General features: G+C 66.0%; 15 protein-coding genes and 1 other RNA gene. 12 read left to right on the top strand and 4 right to left on the bottom strand.

Annotated features, from left to right (window positions below; translation table 11 throughout):
- The first annotated feature begins 277 nt into the window (after positions 1-277).
- From recC to QRM89_RS05115, 4 genes are all read left to right on the top strand, one after another.
- Positions 278-3682 carry an exodeoxyribonuclease V subunit gamma gene (gene recC / locus QRM89_RS05130; protein WP_285447437.1) on the top strand — a complete coding sequence of 1135 codons (3405 nt, stop codon included), beginning with the start codon at positions 278-280 and terminating at the stop codon, positions 3680-3682.
- Positions 3679-7659, top strand: coding sequence for an exodeoxyribonuclease V subunit beta (gene recB / locus QRM89_RS05125; protein WP_285447436.1), 3981 nt, complete (start codon positions 3679-3681; stop codon positions 7657-7659). The genes recC and recB overlap by 4 nt, the downstream gene beginning before the upstream one ends.
- A gap of 361 nt (positions 7660-8020) precedes the next feature.
- A complete protein-coding gene (gene recD / locus QRM89_RS05120) occupies positions 8021-10264 on the top strand; it encodes an exodeoxyribonuclease V subunit alpha (RefSeq protein WP_285447435.1) in 2244 nt (747 codons plus the stop codon).
- Positions 10265-10432: 168 nt separating this feature from the next.
- Entirely contained in the window at positions 10433-10723 is a 291-nt protein-coding gene (locus tag QRM89_RS05115) for a HigA family addiction module antitoxin (protein WP_070694053.1), read from the top strand.
- A 194-nt stretch (positions 10724-10917) separates the two neighbouring features.
- Here QRM89_RS05115 and QRM89_RS05110 read toward each other — a convergent pair whose 3' ends face one another.
- Both QRM89_RS05110 and QRM89_RS05105 read right to left on the bottom strand, forming a co-directional pair.
- Positions 10918-11118 (bottom strand): hypothetical protein, encoded by a 201-nt coding sequence (locus QRM89_RS05110; RefSeq protein ID WP_285447566.1) that lies wholly within the window; start codon positions 11116-11118, stop codon positions 10918-10920.
- 148 nt (positions 11119-11266) lie between these two features.
- Positions 11267-11599: a hypothetical protein gene (locus tag QRM89_RS05105; RefSeq protein WP_285447434.1), complete on the bottom strand. Its 333-nt coding sequence runs from the start codon at positions 11597-11599 to the stop codon at positions 11267-11269.
- Positions 11600-11871: 272 nt separating this feature from the next.
- Between QRM89_RS05105 and QRM89_RS05100 the strand changes: the two genes are divergently transcribed.
- The 6 genes from QRM89_RS05100 to QRM89_RS05075 all read left to right on the top strand — a co-directional run bounded on the left by QRM89_RS05100 (position 11872) and on the right by QRM89_RS05075 (position 17116).
- Entirely contained in the window at positions 11872-12471 is a 600-nt protein-coding gene (locus tag QRM89_RS05100) for a hypothetical protein (protein WP_285447433.1), read from the top strand.
- Positions 12472-13022: 551 nt separating this feature from the next.
- Entirely contained in the window at positions 13023-13838 is an 816-nt protein-coding gene (locus QRM89_RS21350) for a peptidoglycan-binding domain-containing protein (RefSeq protein WP_343237671.1), read from the top strand.
- Positions 13839-14220: 382 nt separating this feature from the next.
- Positions 14221-14778 (top strand): hypothetical protein, encoded by a 558-nt coding sequence (locus QRM89_RS05090; protein WP_228425605.1) that lies wholly within the window; start codon positions 14221-14223, stop codon positions 14776-14778.
- 14 nt (positions 14779-14792) lie between these two features.
- Positions 14793-15299 carry a hypothetical protein gene (locus tag QRM89_RS05085; protein ID WP_285447431.1) on the top strand — a complete coding sequence of 169 codons (507 nt, stop codon included), beginning with the start codon at positions 14793-14795 and terminating at the stop codon, positions 15297-15299.
- On the top strand, positions 15232-15966 hold the full coding sequence (locus tag QRM89_RS05080) for a peptidoglycan-binding domain-containing protein (RefSeq protein ID WP_285447430.1): 735 nt from the start codon (positions 15232-15234) through the stop codon (positions 15964-15966). The genes QRM89_RS05085 and QRM89_RS05080 overlap by 68 nt, the downstream gene beginning before the upstream one ends.
- Before the next feature lie 41 nt (positions 15967-16007).
- A protein-coding gene (locus tag QRM89_RS05075; protein WP_285447429.1) for an IS3 family transposase occupies positions 16008-17116 on the top strand; the annotation gives its coding sequence in 2 pieces (ribosomal slippage) (positions 16008-16269 and positions 16269-17116; 1110 coding nt in all).
- Positions 17117-17263: 147 nt separating this feature from the next.
- Here the strand turns inward: QRM89_RS05075 and ssrA are convergent.
- Positions 17264-17660: a transfer-messenger RNA gene (gene ssrA / locus QRM89_RS05070) on the bottom strand.
- Between the two features lie 133 nt (positions 17661-17793).
- Between ssrA and QRM89_RS05065 the strand changes: the two genes are divergently transcribed.
- Positions 17794-20253 carry a S8 family serine peptidase gene (locus tag QRM89_RS05065; protein ID WP_285447428.1) on the top strand — a complete coding sequence of 820 codons (2460 nt, stop codon included), beginning with the start codon at positions 17794-17796 and terminating at the stop codon, positions 20251-20253.
- Positions 20254-20500: 247 nt separating this feature from the next.
- Here QRM89_RS05065 and smpB read toward each other — a convergent pair whose 3' ends face one another.
- Entirely contained in the window at positions 20501-21004 is a 504-nt protein-coding gene (gene smpB, locus QRM89_RS05060; protein ID WP_011036652.1) for an SsrA-binding protein SmpB, read from the bottom strand.
- A gap of 60 nt (positions 21005-21064) precedes the next feature.
- Between smpB and QRM89_RS05055 the strand changes: the two genes are divergently transcribed.
- Positions 21065-21496, top strand: coding sequence for a type II toxin-antitoxin system RatA family toxin (locus QRM89_RS05055; RefSeq protein ID WP_011036653.1), 432 nt, complete (start codon positions 21065-21067; stop codon positions 21494-21496).

The raw sequence follows: 21496 nt of genomic DNA, 5'->3' as shown, positions 1-21496 counted from the left end.
GAGCAATGCGAGGGGCCGTGCAGATGTACGGCCCTTCGCGTTTGTCGGGTGCGTCGCTTAGGAGCGTGCAGCCGGCGAGTGGGTGTGCGCTTCGCCGGGAGTAGCGGTGCAGCGCTGCAGGTCCATAGAGAGGGCATGACAGCGGTCATTGCAGTGGCGATGCAGCGATCGCACCAGGCAACGCGCAGCGCCGCTCTGCAGCGTGCAGTGCGCAATGCACGCATACGCCTCACCCAGACTGCGCATCTCGCCTGCATCCGGCACAATGCGCCCACGCATGCATGCCACGTCCGCGCCCGATTTCCGTCTGTACCCGTCCAATGCGCTGGATACCCTGGCCGCCTTGCTCGCCGAAGAACTGCGCCGGCCGGTGCCCGAGCAACCGGTGTTGCAGCCGGAGGTGGTGCTGATTCCGCAGGTGGCGATGCGGCGCTGGCTGCAGTCCACGCTGGCGGCCGAGCACGGGGTGGCGGCGAATCTGGAATTCCTCACGCCCGGCGAATTCGTCGCGCGCGCGCTGGAGCGCAATCTCGGCCCGGCCGACGACGACCTGGACATGGCCACCACGCAGTGGCGCCTATACCAGACCCTGCAAGGCGAGCTGGGCAGCGACGCGGCGTTGGCGCCGCTGGCCGGGTATCTGGCCGATGGCGACGCGCTCAAGCCGTGGGCGCTGGCCGGCGAGCTGGGCAGCGTGTTCGAGAAATACCAGGCCTGGCGGCGCGACTGGTTGCTGCGCTGGGAAAGCGGTGCCGACGCGGACGACCCGCAGGCGCGGCTGTGGCGCAGCATCGCCGGCGGGCGGCAATACCGTGCGCGCCGCATCGGCCAGTATCTGGACCGTTATGCGCGCCCGGACGGCCCGCTGCCGCAGGGTTTGCCGAAGCGGTTGTTCGCCTTCGCCATCCTCAATGTGTCCCCGGACGTGCTGCGCGTGCTGGCCACGCAGGCGCGGGTGGGCACGCTGCATTTCTATCTGCCCACGCCCACGCAAGGCTATTGGGGCGATTTGCAGACACTGTGGCAGCGCCGCCGCGAGGGCGGGGCGGTGGCGTTGTTCGCCGAGCAGGTGCAGGAAAACCCGTTGCTGCAGGCCTGGGGCGCGGCCGGGCGCGATTTCATGGCATTGGTCGGCGATTACGAAGTGGTGCACCCGCTGGCCGAGATCGCCGCCTACGCCGACCCGCTGGACGCCGGCCGCCGCACGCTGGCCGAGGGTGGCCTGGGCGACAGCCTGCTGCGGCGCATGCAGAGCGACCTGTTCCATCGCCACGCCCCGGCCGTGCCGCCCGTGTTGCCGGCGGTGAACCTGCACGACCCCAGCCTGCAGGTGCACGCCTGCCACACGCGATTGCGCGAGCTGCAGGTGCTGCATGATCAACTGCGCGCCTTGCTGGACGATGCGCGCTTCGACCCGCCGCTGCAGCCGCGCGAGATCGCCGTGCTGTCGCCGGACATCGACCCGTACGTGCCGTATCTGGACGCGGTGTTCGGCGGCCATGGCAGCGATGACGGGCTGCCGTACGCACTGGCCGACGCCAGCCCGCTGGCCAGCGAGCCGTTGGCCGATGTGTTCCTCACCTTGCTGGGCCTGCCGATTTCGCGCTTTGGCCTGCACGAGATCCTGGACCTGCTGGCGAGTGCACCGATCGCCGAGGCCGCCGGGCTGGACGAAGCCGGGCTGGAGCGCCTGCGTGGCTGGCTGCACGGCGCCGGCGCGCGCTGGGGGCTGGATGCGGTGCACCGGCGCCAGCACCAGGCGCCCGGCGACGATGCCTACACCTGGCGCTTTGCGCTGGACCGCCTGCTGCTCGGCCACGCCAGTGGTGCCGAGGACGACATCGACGGCGTGGCGCCCTGGCCGCAGCTGGAAGGCAGCGCGCTAGCCGCGCTGGACACCTTGTTGCGGCTGCTGCGCGTGCTCGATCGCCACCAGGCCGCGCTGGCCGAGGCGATGACGCCGGTGCAGTGGCGCGAATGCCTGCTCGGCCTGCTGGAGGCGCTGATCCCGGCCGCCCCCTCGGCGCCGCGGGCGCAGCGCGCGCTGGAGCGGCTGCGTACCTTGATCGACCAGTTCGCCCGCGACGCGGTGCGCGCCGAGTACGCCGGCAAAGTGCCAGCCGAGGTGGTGCGTGCGCACTTTGCCGCGGTGCTGGGCGAGTCGGACACGCGCGCGCCGCTGCTCACCGGTGGCATCAGCTTCGGCCGCATGGTGCCGATGCGCCTGCTGCCGTTCCGCGCCATCTGCCTGCTGGGCATGAACGATGGCGACTTCCCGCGCCGCGACCCGGCTGCCGGGCTCAATCGCCTCACCGCCGAACTGGGCACCGAGCGCCGCCGCCATGGCGACCGCTCCACCCGCGAGGACGACCGCTTTTTGTTCCTGCAGTTGTTCGCCTCCGCGCAGGAGGTGTTCTATCTCAGCTATCTCGGTGCCGATGCGCGCGATGGCACGGTGCGCGAACCCTCGGTGCTGGTGAGCGAGCTGCTGGGCAGCGCCGCGCAGTACCACGCCGATCCAAAGGCGACCGATGCGCTGGTGGTGCGCCACCCGTTGCAGCCGTTCGCCGCCGCCGCGTTTGGTGCGGTGGGCGAAGACGGCGCCGACCCGCGCCGTTTCAGCTACCGCCGGCAATGGCGGCCGGCGGTGGACAGCCTGGCCGGGCAACGCCAGCCGCTGGCGCCGTGGGTGGCCGGGGCGTTACCGGCCGACCCCAGCGTATTGCCGGCCAGTGTCTCGATCGACGACCTGCGCCGCCTGTTCGCCGACCCGGCCGGGCAGTTCCTGCGCCATCGCCTGGGCATGCGCTTGCCAGACCCGGCCGGCGAAGACAGCGATCTGGAGCCGTTGCTGGCACCCACCCGCGGGCTGGAGCAGTACGGCTTGCAGCAGCAGGTGTTCGAAGCCGCCTTGGCCGGCGATGCCGATGGCCTGTACGAGCGCCTGCGCGCGCGCGCACTGCTTCCATCGGGCCCATTGGGGCGGCGCCAGCTCGATGAGCGCCTGCGTCAGCTGCGCCCGTATGCCGACGTGTTTCGGCAGTGGCGAGGCGATGAACCGGCGCAGTCGCACCGGCTGCAGGTGGAGATCGACGGTACCAACGTCCACGGCCGCGTGCCCGGGTGGTATGCGAACGGGGTAGGGCGTGTGCAGGTGGGCGCGCTCAGTGGCCGCAGCGCAATTCGCGACGGGCTGGAATGGCTGCTGCTACGCGCGGCCGGCGAGCGCGTGCCGTTCGTGCGCTTCTTCGAGCACGACGACAGCCTGGGCCCGCACCCGATCGACCCCGAGCCGCTGTCGCAGACGCAGGCACGCGCCGCCCTGGCCGAGTTGCTGCAGCTGTACCGGCACGGCCTGCAGACGCCGCTGGCGTTCGCGCCATACAGCAGTTGGAAATACCACCAGGCCGCCCGCAACGACGAACTGGACAAGGCCATCAAGGACGCGCACGGCCAGTGGCAATCGAGTTTCGGCTGGAGCGAATCGCACAGCCCGGAGCTGCGCCTGGTCACCCGTGGCCGCGACCCGTTCGGGGATGCGCAGCAGTTCGCCGACTTCGCCCGCACCAGCCATCAGCTGTTCGCGCTGCTTGAACAGGGCAGCGCGCCGGCACCGCTGGATCCCGCGCGCGTGACCGAGAGCTGGCGCCAGTGGCGTGGCGCACAGGACGACGCCGAATGAGCGACAGCCCCGTGACCGACCCGTACCTGCACCTGCCGCTGCACGGCGTGCGCCTGATCGAGGCCAGCGCCGGCACCGGCAAGACCTTCACCCTGGCCACGCTGTTCACGCGGCTGGTGGTGGAGCGGCAACTGCGCATCGGCCAGATCCTGGCGGTGACCTTTACCGAAGCCGCCACCCAGGAGCTGCGCCGCCGCATCCGCGAGCGCCTGGCCCTGGCCGCCACCCTGGTCCCAGACGCCCGCGCAGGCGCGGCCGCAACCGAAGCGCAGACAACGCTGCTGCACGATGCCTCATCGGCTGGTGTAGGAGTGGCCTTGGCCGCGACCGAACCCACCCAGACCCAGGCGAGCGATGCGCCATCGTCTGCGATCAACATGGCCCCGCCCGCGCCCGCGCCCGCCGACCACCCATCGCACCCGCCAGCGCAGACACCCCCGCAGCCACACGCACAAGACGCACCCGACGCCGTCCTCACCCGCGCCATCCTCACCGCACACCTGGCCACCGGCACCGAAACGCCCGCCGCGCTACGCCGCCGCCTGCAGCAGGCGGTGGAAGAAATCGACCTGGCGGCCATCTTCACCATCCACGGCTTCTGCGCGCGGGTGCTGCGCGAACACGCGCTGGAAAGTGGCCAGGCCTTCGCCGCACCGCAACTGCTGGCCAACGACCGCGAACTGCTCGGCGAGGTGGCCGCCGACCTGTGGCGGCAGCGCGCTGCCGATGCCGCCATGGCCGACGATCTGGTGGCGCTGTGGCCGGCCGGCCCCACCGCCCTGGCCAGCGACCTGCGCGCGCTGGTGCAGCAGCCCGAACTGCTGCCCGCCGTCGCTGCACCAACGCCGGACCCGCAGCCCGCGCGCCAGGCCGCCGCGCAGGCCGTGGTGGCCGCATTGCGTGCGCATGGCGATGCCGCCTACGACGCGGTGGCCGCTGCGTTCGAGCACAAGATCTTCGATGGCCGCCGCGCGCGCCGCCCCAGTTTCGACAAGGCCTTCGAGCAACTGTGGCAGGGCAGTGCCGAGGCGCATTGGGTGCTGGACGACGGCGGCCATCTGGACAAATTGCTGCCGCAGCGGCTGCGCGAATTCTGCAAGGACGGCGCGCACGACCGCGTGCCGTGCTCGCCGCTGTTCGACGCGCTCGCCGTGTGGCAACAGGCCGATGCAGTGGTGCGCCAGTGGGAAGGGCAGCGCCGCATCCGCCTGCTGCATGCATTGCGCGACGATGCCGTGCTGCAGCTGGCGCAGCGCAAGCGCCAGCGCCGCGTGCAGACCTACGACGACCTGGTCGATGGCGTCGCCTGCGCATTGCAGGGCCCGCAGGCCGAGGCGCTGGTGCAGCGGCTGCGCGCGCAATACGCCATTGCGCTGGTGGACGAATTTCAGGACACCGACGACCGCCAGTGGCAGATCTTCTCGCGTGTGTTCGGGCCTGAGCACGCTGCCTCCGGCGAGGCATTCGCGTCAGACGATGATGCGGATTTCGACAACGCTGCCGGCGCCCCGCCGCCGCGCCTGCTCGCCTTGATCGGCGACCCCAAGCAGGCCATCTACGGCTTCCGCGGTGGCGACGTGCAGACCTATCTGGCCGCGGCCACCACCGCACAACGCGCGCCGCCGCTGGAGCACAACTTCCGCTCGCGTCCCGGCGTGCTGGCGGCGATCGACGCGCTGTACGCGCAGGCCGGCTATGCCGAGGCCTTCCTCACCGAGGGCATCGCGTTTCATCCGGTGCAGCCGGGCACCAAACGCAGCGACGCCGATCTGCAGCGCGATGGCGCCGCCGCCCCGGCACTGACGCTGTGGCGCGCGCCTGCGCCGCCGCCGCCGGCAAAAGGCAAACCCAAACCCTGGAGCGCCGGCCGCGCGCGCGAGCTGTGCACCGCTGCCTGTGTGGCGGCCATCCGCGATTGGCTGGCCGGTGGCCGCGACGGTAGCGCCAGCGTCAATGGCCGCCCGGTGCAGGCCGGCGACATCGCGGTGCTGGTGCGCAGCCACGGCGAGGCCACGCGCATCCAGCAAGCGCTGGGCGCGGTGGGCATTCCTGCGGTGGCCGCCGGCAAGCAGAGCCTGTTCGCCACCGACGAAGCACTGGAACTGCTCGCCTTGCTGCAGGCCTTGCTCGACCCGGGCGACGACAGCCGCCTGCGTGCCGCGCTGGCCACCGTGCTGATCGGCGAAGACGCCGCCGCCATTGCCGCCCTCGAACACGACGGCGAGCGTCATCGCCGCTGGCAGCAGCAGGCGCTGGACTGGCGCGAACGCTGGCAGCGCGGCGGCCCGTTGGCCCTGGTCGGCGATCTGGGTGCCACGCATGGGCAACGCCTGCTGGCCCTGGTCGATGGCGAACGCCGCCTCACCAACTACCTGCAACTGGCCGAGCTGCTGCAGGAAGCCGACACCCGCGCGCTCGGCCCGCACGGCCTGGTCGACTGGCTGGCGCGCCGCATCGCCAATGCCGACGACAACGACGAAACCCAGCAGCTGCGGCTGGAATCGGACGCGCGCCGCGTGCAGATCGTCACCCTGCACAAGAGCAAGGGCCTGGAATACCCCTTGGTGTTCCTGCCGTACATCGGCATCGGCCGCGCCGATAAAAGCCCTGGCCGCCATTGCGTGGTGCACGCGCCGCCGCATGGCCGCCAGCTGCACTGGAACACCTCCAAGTGGAGCGCCGACGACACCGCCAGCTGGAGCACCGCCGAGACGGCGTGGAAGCACGAACAGCGCGCCGAAGACGCACGCCTGCTCTACGTCGGCCTGACCCGCGCCGAGCACGCGCTGTGGATCGCCACCGGTGCTTTCCACCAGCACGAGCGCACCGCGCTGGCGCCGATGCTGCGCGACCCGGCCGCACTGCAGGCCAGCGCCGGTGCAGGGGTGATCGCCCTCGACGACACCGCGCCGCCGGCCACGCTGCCGCGCCTGCCCGCCGACGACGCGGTGCAGGTGCCCGCCGCGCGCGTGGCGCAGCGCCACGTGGTGCCGGACTGGTGGGTCTACAGCTTCACCCAGCTGGCCAATGCCGACGCCGGTAGCGACCCGATGGCCAGCGCCACGCTCGCCAGCAGCGGCGGCAGCGACGAGCCGCCGGCCAGCGAGCCGGTGAGCGCGCCCGCCGAAGTGGAGGCGTTCGACCCCCGCTTTGCCGGCAACCGCTTCGGCGTGGCCATGCACGATGTGTTCGAGCGCTGCGACTTCGCCGCCTGGCGCAACTGGCGCCCCGGCCAACCCGCGCCCGAGGGCCAGGCCGCGGCCATTCTCGAAGCGCTGCAACGCGGCGGCTACGCCCAGGACGAACTGGACGACGGCCTGGCCATGCTTACCCGCCTGGTCGGCCACACCCTCACCGTGACCCTGCCCGAGGGCACCTGCCTGGCCGCGGTGCCCGAGCCGCAGCGCCGCAACGAGATGGAATTCCACTTCGCCATGCGGCCCACCCGCGTGGACTCCCTGCTGGCGTTGCTGCACCGCTTTGGCGTGGTCACCGAGCGCCAGGCCTTCGGCGCGCGCCAGCGCCTGGAAGGCCTGATGACCGGCCTGATCGACCTCACCTACTGCGCGGACGGGCGCTGGTACGTGCTCGACTACAAATCCAACCGCCTGCCGGCCTACGCCCCCGACGCCCTGGCGCGCGCCATGGCGCACAGCGAGTACGAACTGCAAGCGCTGATCTACACCATCGCCTTGCACCGCTGGCTGCGCTTCCGCCTGGGTGCCAGCTACGACTACGCCCGCGACTTCGGCGGCGTGCGCTACCTGTTCTGCCGCGGCCTGGACGCCGCCCGCCCGGCCGCCGACGGCCAGCCTGCGCCCGGCATCCACGCCTGGCGCTTCGACCCCGCCCTGGTCACCGCCCTGGATGCCCTGTTCGCCGGCACGCCAGAGGCTTCGGACGCATCAGCGCCTCTGGCCAACCGGGAGACGCAGCGCGGCGAGGGCGCGCCCGCGCCGGGAAGGACCGCACCATGATCAACCAGGTTTCATTCCTCTCCAGCGCCGCATCGAATTCCCTCTCCCCCCTGGGCGAGCATGCACCGCGTACGCGCCATGGCGGGCTTGCCTCGGAGCGCACACGCGGTCACGTGCGGGCAGGGGCGCGGAACGGCGGCTGGGGCGAGCGCCCGTCAGGTCTTGGGAAGGACAGCACCATGATCAACCAGGCGTCATTCCTCTCCAGCGCCGCATCGAATTCCCTCTCCCCCCTGGGCGAGCGGGCACCGCGTACGCGCCATGGTGGGCTTGCCTCGGAGCGCACACGCGGCCATGCGCGGGCAGGGGCGCCGAGCGGACGCAGGGGCGAGCGCACGTCGACCTCGGCAGGCACCGCGCCATGACCCAACCCACCTCCCTGCTCGACGCCCTGCAACGTGCCGGCACCCTGCGCACCATCGACCTGGCGCTGGCGCAAAGCCTGCAGCGGCTGGAACCCGACTCCCACGGCGACGTGCTGGGCGCCGCCGCGCTGGCCTCGCTCGCGGTGGCCAGCGGCCATGCCGGCCTGGACCCGGCGCGCGCCAGCGTGCTGCTCGACCCCCGCGACGGCCCGCCGCCCACGCTGCCCACCCCGGCCGACTGGCAACGCACCCTGGCCGCCTCACGCTGGGTGGCCGAGCCCACGCCGGACGAGCCAGCTGCCGCCGACTGCCCGCTGGTGCTCGAACACGGCCTGCTCTACCTGCGCCGCTACCGCGAGTACGAACGCCGCCTGGCGCAGGGCCTGCGCCGCATCGCCGCCCACCCGCAGCCGGCCTTCGACGCGGCCGCGCTGGCCCCGCTGTTCGCGCAATTGTTCCCCCAAGCGTCCCCGCTCTCTTCGGAAGAGGGTGCCCGAAGCGCGGGTGAGGGCACGGACCTGCCAGCGCCCTCCACCGACCGCCAGGCCCAGGCCGCCGCGCTCGCACTGCGCCGCGCGCTGCTGCTGGTCACCGGCGGGCCCGGCACCGGCAAGACCACCACCATCGCCCGGCTGTTGCTGCTGCGAATCGCCCAAGCGCTGCACGCCGGGCACTCCGGCGTGGCCACTGCGGCCGGCGTCGGCAACACATCTGCCGGTGAAGCCACGCAGCAGCCCGCCTCAACGGGTGCCAGCGCACCATCACCAAGCGCATCCATCACCCACGCCGCCGCACCCCTGCGCATCGCCCTGGCCGCACCCACCGGCCGCGCCGCCGAGCGCATGGCCGAGAGCCTGCGCGGCGCCGTGGCGCGTGCCATCGCCAGCGGTGTCGCCCCCAGCCTGGCCGACGCCCTGCCCACCGGCGCCAGCACCCTGCATCGCCTGCTCGGTGTCATCACGGATTCGCCGCACTTCCGCCACGACGCCGACAACCCGCTGCCGTTCGACCTGATCGTGGTCGACGAGGCCTCCATGGTCGACCTGCCGCTGATGTGCAAGCTGGTCGACGCCGTGGCCGATGGCACCCAGCTCATCCTGCTCGGCGACGCCGACCAGCTGCCCTCGGTGGAAGCCGGCGATGTGCTCGCCGCCATCCTGCAGGCCGCCGGCCCCGGCGATGCCCTGCAACAAGACGATGCCCAGGCGCTGCAGCCACTGCTCGGCAACCTGTCTGGTGACGTCACACCCAAAGCGGCCACGCCGGCCACCACCCACAGCGGCGGTCTTGCCGGCCACCGCGTGCACCTGCTGCGCGGCTACCGGCAGGCGGAAGACTTCGCGCTCGCCCCGCTGGCCGACGCCGTGCGCGCCGGCGACGCCGACACCGCCCTGGCCCTGCTGCGTAGCGGCACCCTGGCCGGCGTGCATTTCCACGAAGACGGCGAAGACCCGCTGGCACTCGGCCGCGACGCACTGCTCGCCCACTGGCGCGCCCTGGCCGACGCACACGACCCCGCCGCCGCCCTGCGTGAGGCGGGTCGCCTACGCCTGCTCACCGCCGTACGCGCCGGCCCGCAGGGCGCCCGCGGCCTCAACGCCCGCATCGAGCAACTGCTGGCCGAATCCGGCTCCGGCGCCCGCCGCCTCGGCAGCGCCTCGCCCTGGTTCCAGGGCCGCCTGCTGCTGATCACCGAAAACAGCTACCGCCACGGCCTGTTCAACGGCGACGTCGGCATCTGCCTGCGCAGCGAAGCAAGTCCCTTCCCGGGGCGCAGCGACGCACCGCCGTCGTCAGGGCCAAGCCAATCCGGCGCTGCCGCGCACCGCCACGACCCACCCACCGACAGCCGTGCCCAAGGCCCGTTGGTCGCCTGGTTCGAAGGCGACGGCGACGGCCAGGTGCGCGGCTTCCACCCGGCCGCCTTGCCCGCCCACGAAAGCGCCTTCGCCATGACTGTGCACAAAGCCCAAGGCAGCGAATTCGACACCGTCTGGCTGCAATTGCCCACCCGCGACGCCCGCGTGCTCAGCCGCGAACTGCTCTACACCGGCATCACCCGCGCCCGCCGCGCCCTGCACCTGGCCGGCAGCGAGGCAGTGCTGCGCGCAGCGCTCGCACGGCACGCCGCACGGATCTCGGGCCTGGCGTGGCGGCTGGGTGCGCAGCAGCAGGCGGCACCCGCCAAGCCAGCAACAGAACCATCCACTGCGTTGCCCGTGCAGGGGTCGTTGTTCTGATGGACGCGAGCCGGCGCAATGGCGGCAGGGAAAAGTGTTCTCAGGCAAAGAGCTGTAGCAAAAGACAGTTATTCGAAACTTTCGAATAACTGCCGCCGACAGCAATAGCTGCGACACCAAGCATTAAAATCGCGGCGATCATTGCCAATGAGCACGAGGCATCTGTCTATGACAGTCCTACCCAACATCCACTCCGGCGAAATCCTGCTTGAGGAGTTCCTCGAGCCGATGGGCATCAGCCAGAACGCACTGGCGCGGGCCACCGATGTACCGCCGCGCCGCATCAACGAGATCGTGCTGGGCAAGCGTGGCATCACCGCCGACACCGCCGTGCGTCTGGCCGCAGCGTTAGGCACGACCGAGCGCTTCTGGCTGGGCCTGCAAGCCGATTACGAGCTCGAAGAGGCGCACCGCGCGCTGGGCGATCTGCCGTCACGGATCAAGCGGCTGGCGGCTTGAGGGGAAGGGTGTCCCGCACGTCACGCTGACAACGGAGCACGCCCAGTGACCTGTAAGGCCTGTCGATCGCGGAGCAGCGCAGCGCAGCGTGAGCGTGCACAGGCAGGAACGCGCACACTGATGCCTGGTGTCACCCTAAACGCGAGGTCAGGCGATCCACCTGACCTCGTTTGCCAGGTAGCAGGCCGGGCGGCTTACTTGCCCTTCTTTTCCTGCTTGGCCGCGCGCTTTTCCTTCAGCGTCTTGGTCGGCTCTTTTTTCTGGCTCTTCTTCTGGTCCATCCCCTTGCTCATGACACCCTCGTAGTTGTTGGATTGATCGGTGGGCAGCGCCATGGCCTGGCGTGCCTGCGCACTGTACGACGTGCGCGTGGCGGAGGGCAGGGGGATCGGCACGCCGGGCGAAGAGTGGCCTCAGGCGCGGTGTTTGGGGGGGCAGGCCCAGCTGCCCATCGGCGCGGCCGGTAAGGCCCCAAAACGCAAAGCGCCCACGTGCGACCGCCAGGGTCTACACGCGGGCGCTGGCGAGCGCTGCGCTGCGGCCTTACTTGGCCGGCACGCGCTGGTACTGATCGCTGCCGGTGTTGAGGTGACCGTTGGCCTCGTCGATGGCGAAGTTCACCGTCTCGCCATCGTTGGTGACCTGCAGCGCCCCGTCCTTGTAGACCGCCGGGTAGCTCTCGGTCTTGGGCTTGCGGCTGAAGAACTTCGGCGTGGTGCTGCGGACCATGAAGGTCTCGCCATTGCGCTCGATGTCCATCGTCTCTTCCTGCGTCTGCACGTTGACCCAGTGGCCGACGAACTTCTCGCCCTCCACCTTGGCGCAACCGCTCAGCAGCAGTGCCGCGGCCAGCGCGGTGCCCATCCACTTCATCATCGTGTGTTCTCCCGTTGAGTCTGGAGGCGAGGATGGCGGGTGGGGGATGTATGGGAGGTCAAGGACCAAGAATGCTTCCGGGGACAAAAAAACCGCTGCCGCCTCGGATGCATAATTGGAACAACGCGCTGCCACGTCTGATGAGGTTCCAAGCCCGATTTGACTTGCCAACCGCTCAGGGACGAGCAAAAGCTAGTGATGCCATCGCCAGCCCTTGTGACGTTCCGCTTGAGCTATGGGTAAGCTGAGTTGGTCTTGAAGCAGCCGTTAAGATGGGCCTTTCAGATGCCACCGCAATCAATAAAGGAAGAATGATGAGCATGGGTGCCTGTCGCTTGAATCCATATATCGCCTTTGCTGCGGTGCTTTGTATTTCTATGGCGGGATGCGCTTCGCCCGCCCAGGCAGTCGCCCCACAGCGTGAGCATCCCAGGCAGAACAACGAGCAAGCATCGGTCGCTTGTCCCTCGAAGGAGTTCACCATATTTCTTCAGCGCTATGCCGATGTTGCAAACGATGGCGTACGTCTCCGTTTCACCAATGATCCGCTGGAGTATGAGGTCCCGACTTACACTGTCGAAGACGTAACGCCATCATCGCCGGCCACGCACATTTCCAAGCGGAAAGGACCTTCTCGCCTCGACCTATTCCCCTTTCGTTATTTCAAGGATGCAAAAGTCTTTGATCAAACTATTCCAGGGGCAAAGGGGCCTGAGCGACAAAGTGAGGTTGGATATCCAATCTCCATTGAGTCGACAGCCGACGATGGGCGCAGGGTGGACTTTGGTATGGAGTATGAGATGGATACTTATGTCTTCAAGCGAAGCAGGGGCTGCTGGTACTTGACTCGCGTAATCAACCTCAGAGACTGACAAGGAGTTAGTCCATGGCAACATCAGACGCTACCCAGCAGGTCCCGTATCGCGTCATCCAACTCGAATGGGAAGCTAAGAAGGGATACACCAACGAGCCTGTCGAGAACTTCGACGGCTTAGTGACTCACCACCCAAATAGCAACAGATTCGCTCGTCTGGTCAACGGCAGCGCTGTTGGCGGTGAGCCAGGTCGCACGATGGGGCTGATTGGTGGCGAGATGCAGGAAATTGAGGTTGCCAAACCAGGCAGGTCGTATGGCCTTCGTGCTGACCAGGTGTTGTTGAAGAAGGACTTCATACTTGAAGATTCCAGGTCGCCTACAGGGCCGGCTTCAAGAGTGCTCGATGTTCCATCACCGGTTGCGGGAGTAGTAGGCGCCGTCGATACGACCGGGGGACTGGTTGAGGTTCTGGATAGGAAAGATGGTGACGTCATCCTGCGTGTCCGGCACATGTCTCCACTTCACGTAAAGGTTGGTGATCAGGTCGAGTACGGTCAGGCACTAGGAGTGCAGAGCAAGCAATCAACTGCAAAAATCCACGTACACATGGAAGTTGATACTCGCTACTACCAACACTACGAGAACTATGTAGGCGATCTGGTCAGCGGTCGCCTGTCCATCGATGCAGAAAGGCGCGATCGTGGCATTGGACCCAGGCCGTTCGTGGAGGATGGAACAATCCGCCTCGGTGAATCGTCCGAGATGGTTCAAAAGGTGCAGCAAACATTGAATGCCGAAGGGTATCGCGGCGCAGACAATCAGTCACTTCAAGAAGATGGTGTCTACCGTCTTTCGATGCAGGCAGCAGTGATCAACTACCAGCAGGCGCATGGCCTTTCTCAAACAGGCGACATCGACCCCGCGACATTGCAGCAGATTGCTCCGCGTACCTTCCCGCCCGAGTTGAATCGGGAAGATCACAACGCCACGCCAACCTACCGCAATCTCCAGGGCGCCGTGCCCTCGCAAGACCCACTACATCGTCAGGCCGAAGAGGCCGTGCGCCGACTAGAGCAGAGCCTTGGCCGCGACTATGACGACAACAGCGCGCGGCTGGCGGCCAGCAGCGCCCACTTGGCCAAAGCGAACGGACTAACGCAGATCGACCACGTTGTGTTGAGCAATCAAACAGCTGCCGTGGGGAAAGGCGAGAACGTGTTTGTGGTCCAGGGCGCACTGGATAACCCCGCTCATCTGATGGCGCACATGAAGACGAGCGATGCTATCGCTCAGCCTGTAGAACAATCTCTATCGCAGCTGCAGACGCTTAGCGAAACGCAGCGGCAGCAACAGGCCCAGCAGCAAAGTCAGCAGCAGGATCAACAACAGCAGCTGAGCGCGCCCCAGCATCGCATGGTCTGAACAGCTGAAGCTTTCGTCTGGCAGTTTGGCTCAGTGGCCGACGAACTTCTCGCCCTCCACCTTGGCGCAACCGCTCACCAGCAGTGCCGCGGCCAGCGCGGTGCCCATCCACTTCATCATCGTGTGTTCTCCCGTTGAGGCTGGGGCGAGGATGGCGGGTTGGGGATGTATGGGAGGTCAAGGCCGAACAATAGCAGGCCGAATATGAGCGCCCCTCATACCCTGAAAAAACACAACCTCACCGTTACCCGCTACTTCCCTGCGCGCACAGAAAAAGGCTGGAAGATCACCAAACAGCTTGAGCTATGGGTAAGCTGAGGTCGTCTTGCAGCCCCGCAAAGGGGGGCTTTCAGATGCCTCCGCCATGAAGTAAGGAGAAATAATGAGTATGGGCGCCTATCATCTGAATCCATATCTCGCCTTTGCTGCAGTGATTTGTATCTCGACGGCGGGATGTACTTCGCCTGCGCAGGCAGTTGCGTCGCAGCGCGAGCATCCGAGCCAGCACAACGAGCAAGCGCCGGTCGCGTGTCCTTCCAAGGATTTCACTACCTTTCTTCAACGCTATGCGGATGTCGCAAACGATGAAGTGCGTCTCCGCTTCACTGATGATCCGCTGGAGTATGAGGTTCCTACGCATACCGTTGAAGAAGCAACTGCGTCATCGCCAATCACGCATATCTCAAAGCACACTGGCCCATCTCGTCTTGAATTATTCTCCTACCGGTATTTCAAGCATGCAAAAATTTTTGATCAAATAGCCGCAGGAGAAGGCGCGCCTGAGCCAATGAGTAAGGTTGGCTCCAAGCTCTCTGTAGAACTAACTGCTAATGAGGGGCGCAGGGTAAATTTCGGCATGGAATACGAAGTAGATACTTACGTGTTCGAGAAGCGTGAAGGCTGTTGGCACCTAACGCGCGCGATTAATCTCAGGGACTGACAAGGAGTTGGGAGATGGCAACACAGGATGCTAAACAGCAGACACCCTATCGTGTCATTCAACTTGAGTGGGATGCGGAACAAGGTGAGCGCAACGAGGCTGTCGGAAACTTCGACGAGTTGGTTACGCACCATCCCAAAAGCAACAGTGATGCTCATCTGGTCAACGGCAAAGTCGTAGGTGGTCAAGCAGGTCGGACGCTGGGAGTGGTTGGTGGCGAAATCCAGGAGATCGAAGTCTCCAAGGCAGGTAAGGACTATGGCCTTCGTCCTGATCAGGTTTTGCTGAAGAAGGACTTCATGCTTGAGGATTCCAGGTTGCCTTCTGGGCCTGCTTCCAGGTCGCTCGATGTTCCGTCGCCTGTTACTGGAGTTGTTGGTACGGTCAATCCGTCACAGGGCTTGGTCGATGCTGGATCGGGAAGGCGGCGACGTCATCCTGCTTGTCCGGCACATGTCGCCACTCCATGTAAAAGCTGGCGATCAGGTCGAGTATGGCCAGGCGTTAGGCGTGCAGGGTAAGCAGGCAACAGGAGCAATTCATGTGCACATGGAGGTCGATAGTCGCTACTACCAACACTACGAGAACTACGTAGGCGATTTGGTCAGCGGTCGCCTGTCGATCGATGCAGAAAGGCGCGATCGTGGCATTGAACCCAGGCCGTTCGTGGATGACGGAACAATCCGCATCGGTGAATCGTCCGAGATGGTTCAGAAGGTGCAGCAAATATTGAATGCCGAAGGCTATCGCGGCGCAGACAATCAGCCACTTCAAGAAGATGGTGTCTACCGTCTTTCGATGCAGGCAGCAGTGATCAACTACCAGCAGGCGCATGGCCTCTCTCAAACAGGCGACATCGACCCCGCGACATTGCAGCAGATTGCTCCGCGTACCTTCCCGCCCGAGCTGAATCGGGAAGATCACAAAGCCACGCCAACCTATCGCAATCTCCAGGGCGCCGTGCCCTCGCAAGACCCACTACATCGTCAGGCCGAAGAGGCCGTGCGGCGCTTGGAACAGAACCTTGGCCGCGACTATGACGACAACAGCGCGCGGCTGGCGGCCAGTAGCGCCCACCTGGCTAAAGCGAACGGACTGACGCAGATCGACCATGTAGTGTTGAGCAATCAAACAGCGTCCGTGGGGAGGGGCGAGTGTCGACTCCCCGTAAAATTGATCCATCCATAGTTAGAGGTCTCCGGGCACACTAGCCACCCAGGAGACCAACGATGCGCAAGAGCAAGTTCACCGAGAGCCAGATTGTCTCCACGCTGAAGCAGGTCGAGGGCGGTCGCCAGGTCAAAGATGTATGCCGTGAGCTGGGCATTTCCGACGCGACGTACTACGTCTGGAGGTCCAAGTACGGTGGCATGGAGGCAGCTGATGTGCAGCGCCTTCGCGACCTGGAGACCGAGCACAGCAAGCTCAAGCGCATGTATGCCGAGCTCGCGATGGAAAACCATGCACTCAAGGATGTCATCGCAAAAAAGCTGTAGACCCGGCGCATAAGCGCCCGCTTCTGGCCTGGCTCATCGAGCAGCATGGCTGGAGCGAGCGCCGGGCCTGTTCGGTGGTTGGCGTGGCGCGCTCGACAGTGCGCTATCGGCGTCGTCCAGATCGGGATGAGGAGGTCATTGCGCTGTTGTCCGAATTGGCCGAACGCTTTCCCGAGCGTGGTTTTGGAAAGCTCTTTCAGATCATCCGCCGTCGCGGACATGTGTGGAATCACAAAAGGGTGTGGCGCGTGTATTGCCTGATGAAGCTCAATCAACGTCGTCGCAGCAGGCGCCGGGTTCCGGCCCGTCATCCACAACCGTTGGCATGCGGAGCACACCCCAATGCCGGATGGTCGATCGACTTCATGTCCGATGCGTTGTGGGATGGTCGACGCTTCCGCACGTTCAATGTCATCGACGATTTCAGTCGGGAAGCCTTGGCGATCGAAGTGGACTTGAATCTTCCGGCCGCCCGCGTCATCCGCACCTTGGAGCGCATCGCAGCCTGGCGCGGCTACCCTGGCAAACTTCGCCTGGACAATGGCCCGGAGTTTGTCGCGTTGGCCTTGGCCGAGTGGGCCGAGCGCAAAGGTATCGCATTGGATTTCATCGAGCCGGGACGGCCGATGCAAAACGGTTTCATCGAACGCTTCAACGGCAGCTACCGGCGCGGCGTGCTGGACATGCACATCTTCCGCACGCTGAGCGAGGTTCGCGAACAGACCGAACACTGGCTGGCCGACTACAACCAGCAGATCCCGCACGACAGCCTGGGCGGGCTAACGCCCGCCGAGTTCCGCGATCAACATCAACCGCAGACCTCTAGTTTTGGCTGGCACTGAATTACGGGGAGTCGACACCCCCAAATATGCCCCAACGTCTCCCAGCCTACGACGTTCACGTGCGCACTGCAGTGCACATGAAAAAGGCCAGGAGCCTTGTGTCACAAGGGATTCCTGGCCTTTCATGGTCTTTCTAGGACCTTCATATGGTGGAGGTGGGCGGAATCGAACCGCCGTCCGGAAGCACTCCATCCCCAGCACTACATGCTTATCCCTCCGTTAGATCTCGTTCCCAGGCAGCACGGCGGGCAAAGCGCACCTGAAAACCAGCCTGCTTGATCTAACCGGTAGCTGACAGGCAGCCACTACCGGCGGTTCCGTGATAATGACCCTACATCTACGAGCACGGGCACAAGTAGTTTCGGGGGTTCGCCTTAGGCGGCTGTAGAACTACAACTAAAGCCAATTAAGCGGCGATAGCGAAGTCCGAACCGTAGTTGTCGTCGTTGGCAACTAAAAGTTTGCTGCTGGATTAACGAGGAAAGCTGCCCCCTCGGCATGCGCCAAGCGACTTCGCGACCCCCGTCGAAACCAGTGCACCCCCGGGGAAAGCATCAAAACGCTGACGTGACCAGTGTAGGGATCGGCGCGCCCGGTCACAAGTAGTGAGATAGGCAGCGCTTACAGTGGCTTCAGTTGCACAGACCGGAACTATCCGGAACTGAAGGAGCCACTGGATGAGCACAGGCAAGCGCCCCACCGGCCCGCGCACGACGCGCGCCGCAACCAAGAAAATCGCCAAGACCGCCCCGCCGGCCAAGCGCCGTCCGGCGCGTCAGGCCGCCGCCAAGGCGGAAACGCAAGAGGAAAACGGCCATCGCACGCGGGTGCAGGGCAAGGCCCGCACCGTCATCTACATCCATGGCATTGGCAACAAGCCGCCGGCTGAGGTGTTGCGCTGCCAGTGGGACAAGGCCTTGTTCGGCCGCCCGATGGGTGAGCGAACACGGCTGGCGTACTGGGTCAACCGCGAGCGCTACCCGGTGCCCGAGCCCGGCAGTTGCGATGGCCGCGATGTGGGGCCGGCGTTGAACCAGAGCGTGCAGCGGGCATTGAGCACGCTGGGGTTGGTGCCGGGCGAGCAGGACCTGCACGCGCTGGCCGATGCGCTGGCACAGAGCGAGCAGGAGCGTGCTGACCTGCACCAGATGCTGGACGAGCTGCAGGCCGCGCCACTCGCTGGCGGCGTGCAGGCGAAGGGGCCGATCGATGCGATCAACCGGGTGCTGCTGAGGCTGATTTCCGCGGCGCTGCTGCAGGACGTGCACGATCTGTTCTTTGTCCCGGAGCGGGCCACGCAGATGCGCGAGAGCCTGGCGCAACGGTTGCGCGCCGGTGGCGGGCCGTTCGTGGTGGTGGCGCACAGCCAGGGCTCGATGATTGCCTACGACGTGCTGCGGCAGTTGCAGGCCGATGGCTGCGAGGTGGCGCTGTTTCTGACCCTGGGCTCGCCGCTGGGCTTGCCGCAGGTGCGCAGCATGTTCAAGCGCTGGACCGGGACGCGCAAACTGCCGTTCCCCGACTGCGTGCGGCGCTGGGTCAACGTGGCCGAAACGCGCGATCCGATCGCGCTGGATCCAGACCTGACCGACGACATCGCCAATGCCAAGGGGCGGTTCGAGAACATCGCCGCCGCGCGGCTCAACCCGGACTGGGAGCACAACCCGCATTCGGGCTCGGGGTATCTGGCCATTGCGCAGGTGCGTGCAGCGGTGCGACAGGCGGTGGGTGTGGGCTTCGATCAACCGGTCTCCAATGCGGTGCTGATCAAGGACCTCAGTGAGCAGCTCGAAGCGCACAGCGCAGACTACCGGCACGAGGTGTTGATCGAACTGGACCGTCGCGTCCTGGGTGCGGACCCGGCCGGCGTGCGTGCGCAGTTGATCACCCACATGCGCCAGATTGCCGGGCAGAGCACCGGCCTGGACGGCGATGCATTGGACGACGCGATCGAACTCGAAGACAGCCTGCAGCGCTTCATTTCGGCGCGGCTGACGCGGTTCGAGATCGAAACGCTGCAGAGCCGCTACCGCGCGCTGGGTTTCCGGCGCGTCTGGCGCGATGCCGGCAAGCGCGCGCTGATCCACGTCTCGGGCAATGTGCTGCATGTGGATGCAGCACGCACGGCGTATCGCGCACGTGGCCAGCAGATCGGCTGGGCGGTCCTGGATACCGGCATTGCGGCCGCGCATCCGCATTTCTTCGTGCCGGGCGAACGCGACAACGTGGTGGCGCAGTGGGATTGCACGCGGCGCGGCGCGCCCAAGCGGCTGACGCGGGCCGATGGCAAACGGTTCACCGCACTCGACGGGCACGGCCATGGCACGCACATCGCCGGCATCATCGCCGGCTGTTGCCGGGCGGCGGTGCCCGATGCCAGTGGCAAGTCGGGCGAACTGCTGGAATTTGCCGGCATGGCGCCGGAGACGCAGCTCTATGGCTTCAAAGTGCTGGACGACGCCGGCAACGGGCGTGATTCGTGGATGATCAAGGCGGTGCAGCACGTGGCCGACCTCAACGAGCGTGCCGGTGAGCTGGTGATCCACGGCGCCAATCTGAGCCTGGGCGGGTGCTTCGATCCGGAAAGCTACGGCTGTGGCTTCACGCCGTTATGCAACGAGTTGCGGCGGTTGTGGCGGCAGGGCGTACTGGTAGTGGTGGCGGCTGGCAACGAAGGCCTGGCCTGGCTGATGCAGAACGACGGCGGCACCTATCCGGCGAACATGGATCTGTCGATCAGCGATCCGGGCAATCTGGAGGACGCGATCGTGGTGGGATCGGTGCACAAGAGCAGCCCGCACAACTACGGCGTGTCGTATTTTTCATCCCGCGGGCCGACCGCCGATGGCCGCTCCAAACCCGATGTGGTCGCCCCGGGCGAAAAGATCCTGTCCGCCTACTACGGCTTCGACCCGCGCGACCCGTCCAGCCTGATGGTCGAAATGAGCGGCACCAGCATGGCCGCACCGCATGTGTCCGGCGTGCTGGCCGGTTTTTTATCCGCACGCCGCGAGTTCATCGGCTTTCCGGACCGGGTCAAGCAACTGCTGCTGGACACCTGCACCGACCTGCAGCGCGATCGTTACGTGCAGGGCAGGGGGGTGCCGAATTTGATGCGGATGCTTGGAGAGACGTGATTTCGCGGGAATTGGGAGTAGGGAATCGGGAATCGCAAAAGCGAAGGTTGGTCGGTGAGAGCCGGTACCACGCAGCGTGATCAGCTCGAGTTCGGCTAGCGACGCGTTGCGCCGCGAAAACGGGCAGGAGTCCTCGTCAGCGCACTGCCCGGATGTCCGCTACCCAGCTGGCGATGCCAACCATCACCAAGCTCGGGCGATGCCTGCCTTTACGATTCCCGATTCCCCAATCCCGATTCCCCGCTAATCACGCATCCCGATTATGCCGCCGCATCACGCGCTGCTTGTCGCGCTGCCAGTCGCGTTCCTTGGCGGCATCGCGCTTGTCGTGCGATTGCTTGCCCTTGGCCAATGCGATCTCCAGCTTGACCTTGTTGCTGCTCCAGTACAGCGCGGTGGGCACCAATGTGTAGCCTTCGCGCTCCACGCGGGTCAGCACCTTGTCGATCTCGGCCCGGTGCAGCAGCAGCTTGCGGTCGCGGCGTTCCACCGGAATCACGTGGGTGGAAGCCTGGATCAACGGGGTGATCTGCGCGCCGATCAGGTAAATCTCGCCCGACCGCACGTAGGCGTAGCCGTCGACGATGTTCGCGCGCCCGGCGCGGATGGCCTTGACCTCCCAGCCCTGCAGGGCCAGGCCGGCTTCATAGCGCTCCTCGAGGTGGTACTCGTGGCGCGCACGTTTGTTCAGGGCGATGGTTTTCGTGGCCGTCGCGCTCTTTGCTTTATCCTTGGCAGGTTTCTTGCTCATGCCGCTATTGTCGCCGATTCGGCGTCGCCAAACGATCGCCCGTCTTTCACAAGTCAGAGAATGCCTACCATCCGTCGCAGCGCCCTTGTCGAACACAGCGCCACCCGCATGTTCGATCTGGTCAATGATGTCGCCGCCTATCCGCGCCGCTTCGGCTGGTGCGACGCTGCGCATGTGCTTGAAGAGGACGACGCCCACATCGTGGCGCGGCTGGACCTGGGGCTCGGTTCGTTCCGCACCTGGTTCACCACCGAAAACATCCTGGAGCGGCCCGAACGCATCGTGATGCATCTGCGCGACGGGCCGTTCAAGCGCCTGGAAGGCCTGTGGGAATTTCAATCGCTGGGTGACAACGCGTGCAAGGTGAGCCTGACCCTTGAAGTGGAAACCAGCTCGCGGCTGCTGGGCCCGGCGCTGGCGCTGGGCTTCCAGGGCCTGGCCGACCGCATGGTCAACGATTTCGTGCGGGTCGCCGATCGCGGCGACGTCTAG

The sequence above is a fragment of the Xanthomonas sp. LMC-A-07 genome, assembly GCF_030208825.1.
Lineage (GTDB): Bacteria > Pseudomonadota > Gammaproteobacteria > Xanthomonadales > Xanthomonadaceae > Xanthomonas > Xanthomonas campestris.
The sequence above is the reverse complement of the archived record's forward strand: the minus strand, read 5'-3'. Positions and strand labels throughout refer to the sequence as shown.

Excerpts from the sequence above, each read along its gene's own strand:
- recC (WP_285447437.1), top strand. The coding sequence starts at position 278 with ATGCATGCCACGTCCGCGCCCGATTTCCGTCTGTACCCGTCCAATGCG.
- recB (WP_285447436.1), top strand. The coding sequence starts at position 3,679 with ATGAGCGACAGCCCCGTGACCGACCCGTACCTGCACCTGCCGCTGCAC.
- recD (WP_285447435.1), top strand. The coding sequence starts at position 8,021 with ATGACCCAACCCACCTCCCTGCTCGACGCCCTGCAACGTGCCGGCACC.
- QRM89_RS05115 (WP_070694053.1), top strand. The coding sequence starts at position 10,433 with ATGACAGTCCTACCCAACATCCACTCCGGCGAAATCCTGCTTGAGGAG.
- QRM89_RS05105 (WP_285447434.1), bottom strand. The coding sequence starts at position 11,599 with ATGATGAAGTGGATGGGCACCGCGCTGGCCGCGGCACTGCTGCTGAGC.
- QRM89_RS05100 (WP_285447433.1), top strand. The coding sequence starts at position 11,872 with ATGGGCCTTTCAGATGCCACCGCAATCAATAAAGGAAGAATGATGAGC.
- QRM89_RS21350 (WP_343237671.1), top strand. The coding sequence starts at position 13,023 with ATGGAAGTTGATACTCGCTACTACCAACACTACGAGAACTATGTAGGC.
- QRM89_RS05090 (WP_228425605.1), top strand. The coding sequence starts at position 14,221 with ATGAGTATGGGCGCCTATCATCTGAATCCATATCTCGCCTTTGCTGCA.
- QRM89_RS05085 (WP_285447431.1), top strand. The coding sequence starts at position 14,793 with ATGGCAACACAGGATGCTAAACAGCAGACACCCTATCGTGTCATTCAA.
- QRM89_RS05080 (WP_285447430.1), top strand. The coding sequence starts at position 15,232 with ATGTCGCCACTCCATGTAAAAGCTGGCGATCAGGTCGAGTATGGCCAG.
- QRM89_RS05065 (WP_285447428.1), top strand. The coding sequence starts at position 17,794 with ATGAGCACAGGCAAGCGCCCCACCGGCCCGCGCACGACGCGCGCCGCA.
- smpB (WP_011036652.1), bottom strand. The coding sequence starts at position 21,004 with ATGAGCAAGAAACCTGCCAAGGATAAAGCAAAGAGCGCGACGGCCACG.
- QRM89_RS05055 (WP_011036653.1), top strand. The coding sequence starts at position 21,065 with ATGCCTACCATCCGTCGCAGCGCCCTTGTCGAACACAGCGCCACCCGC.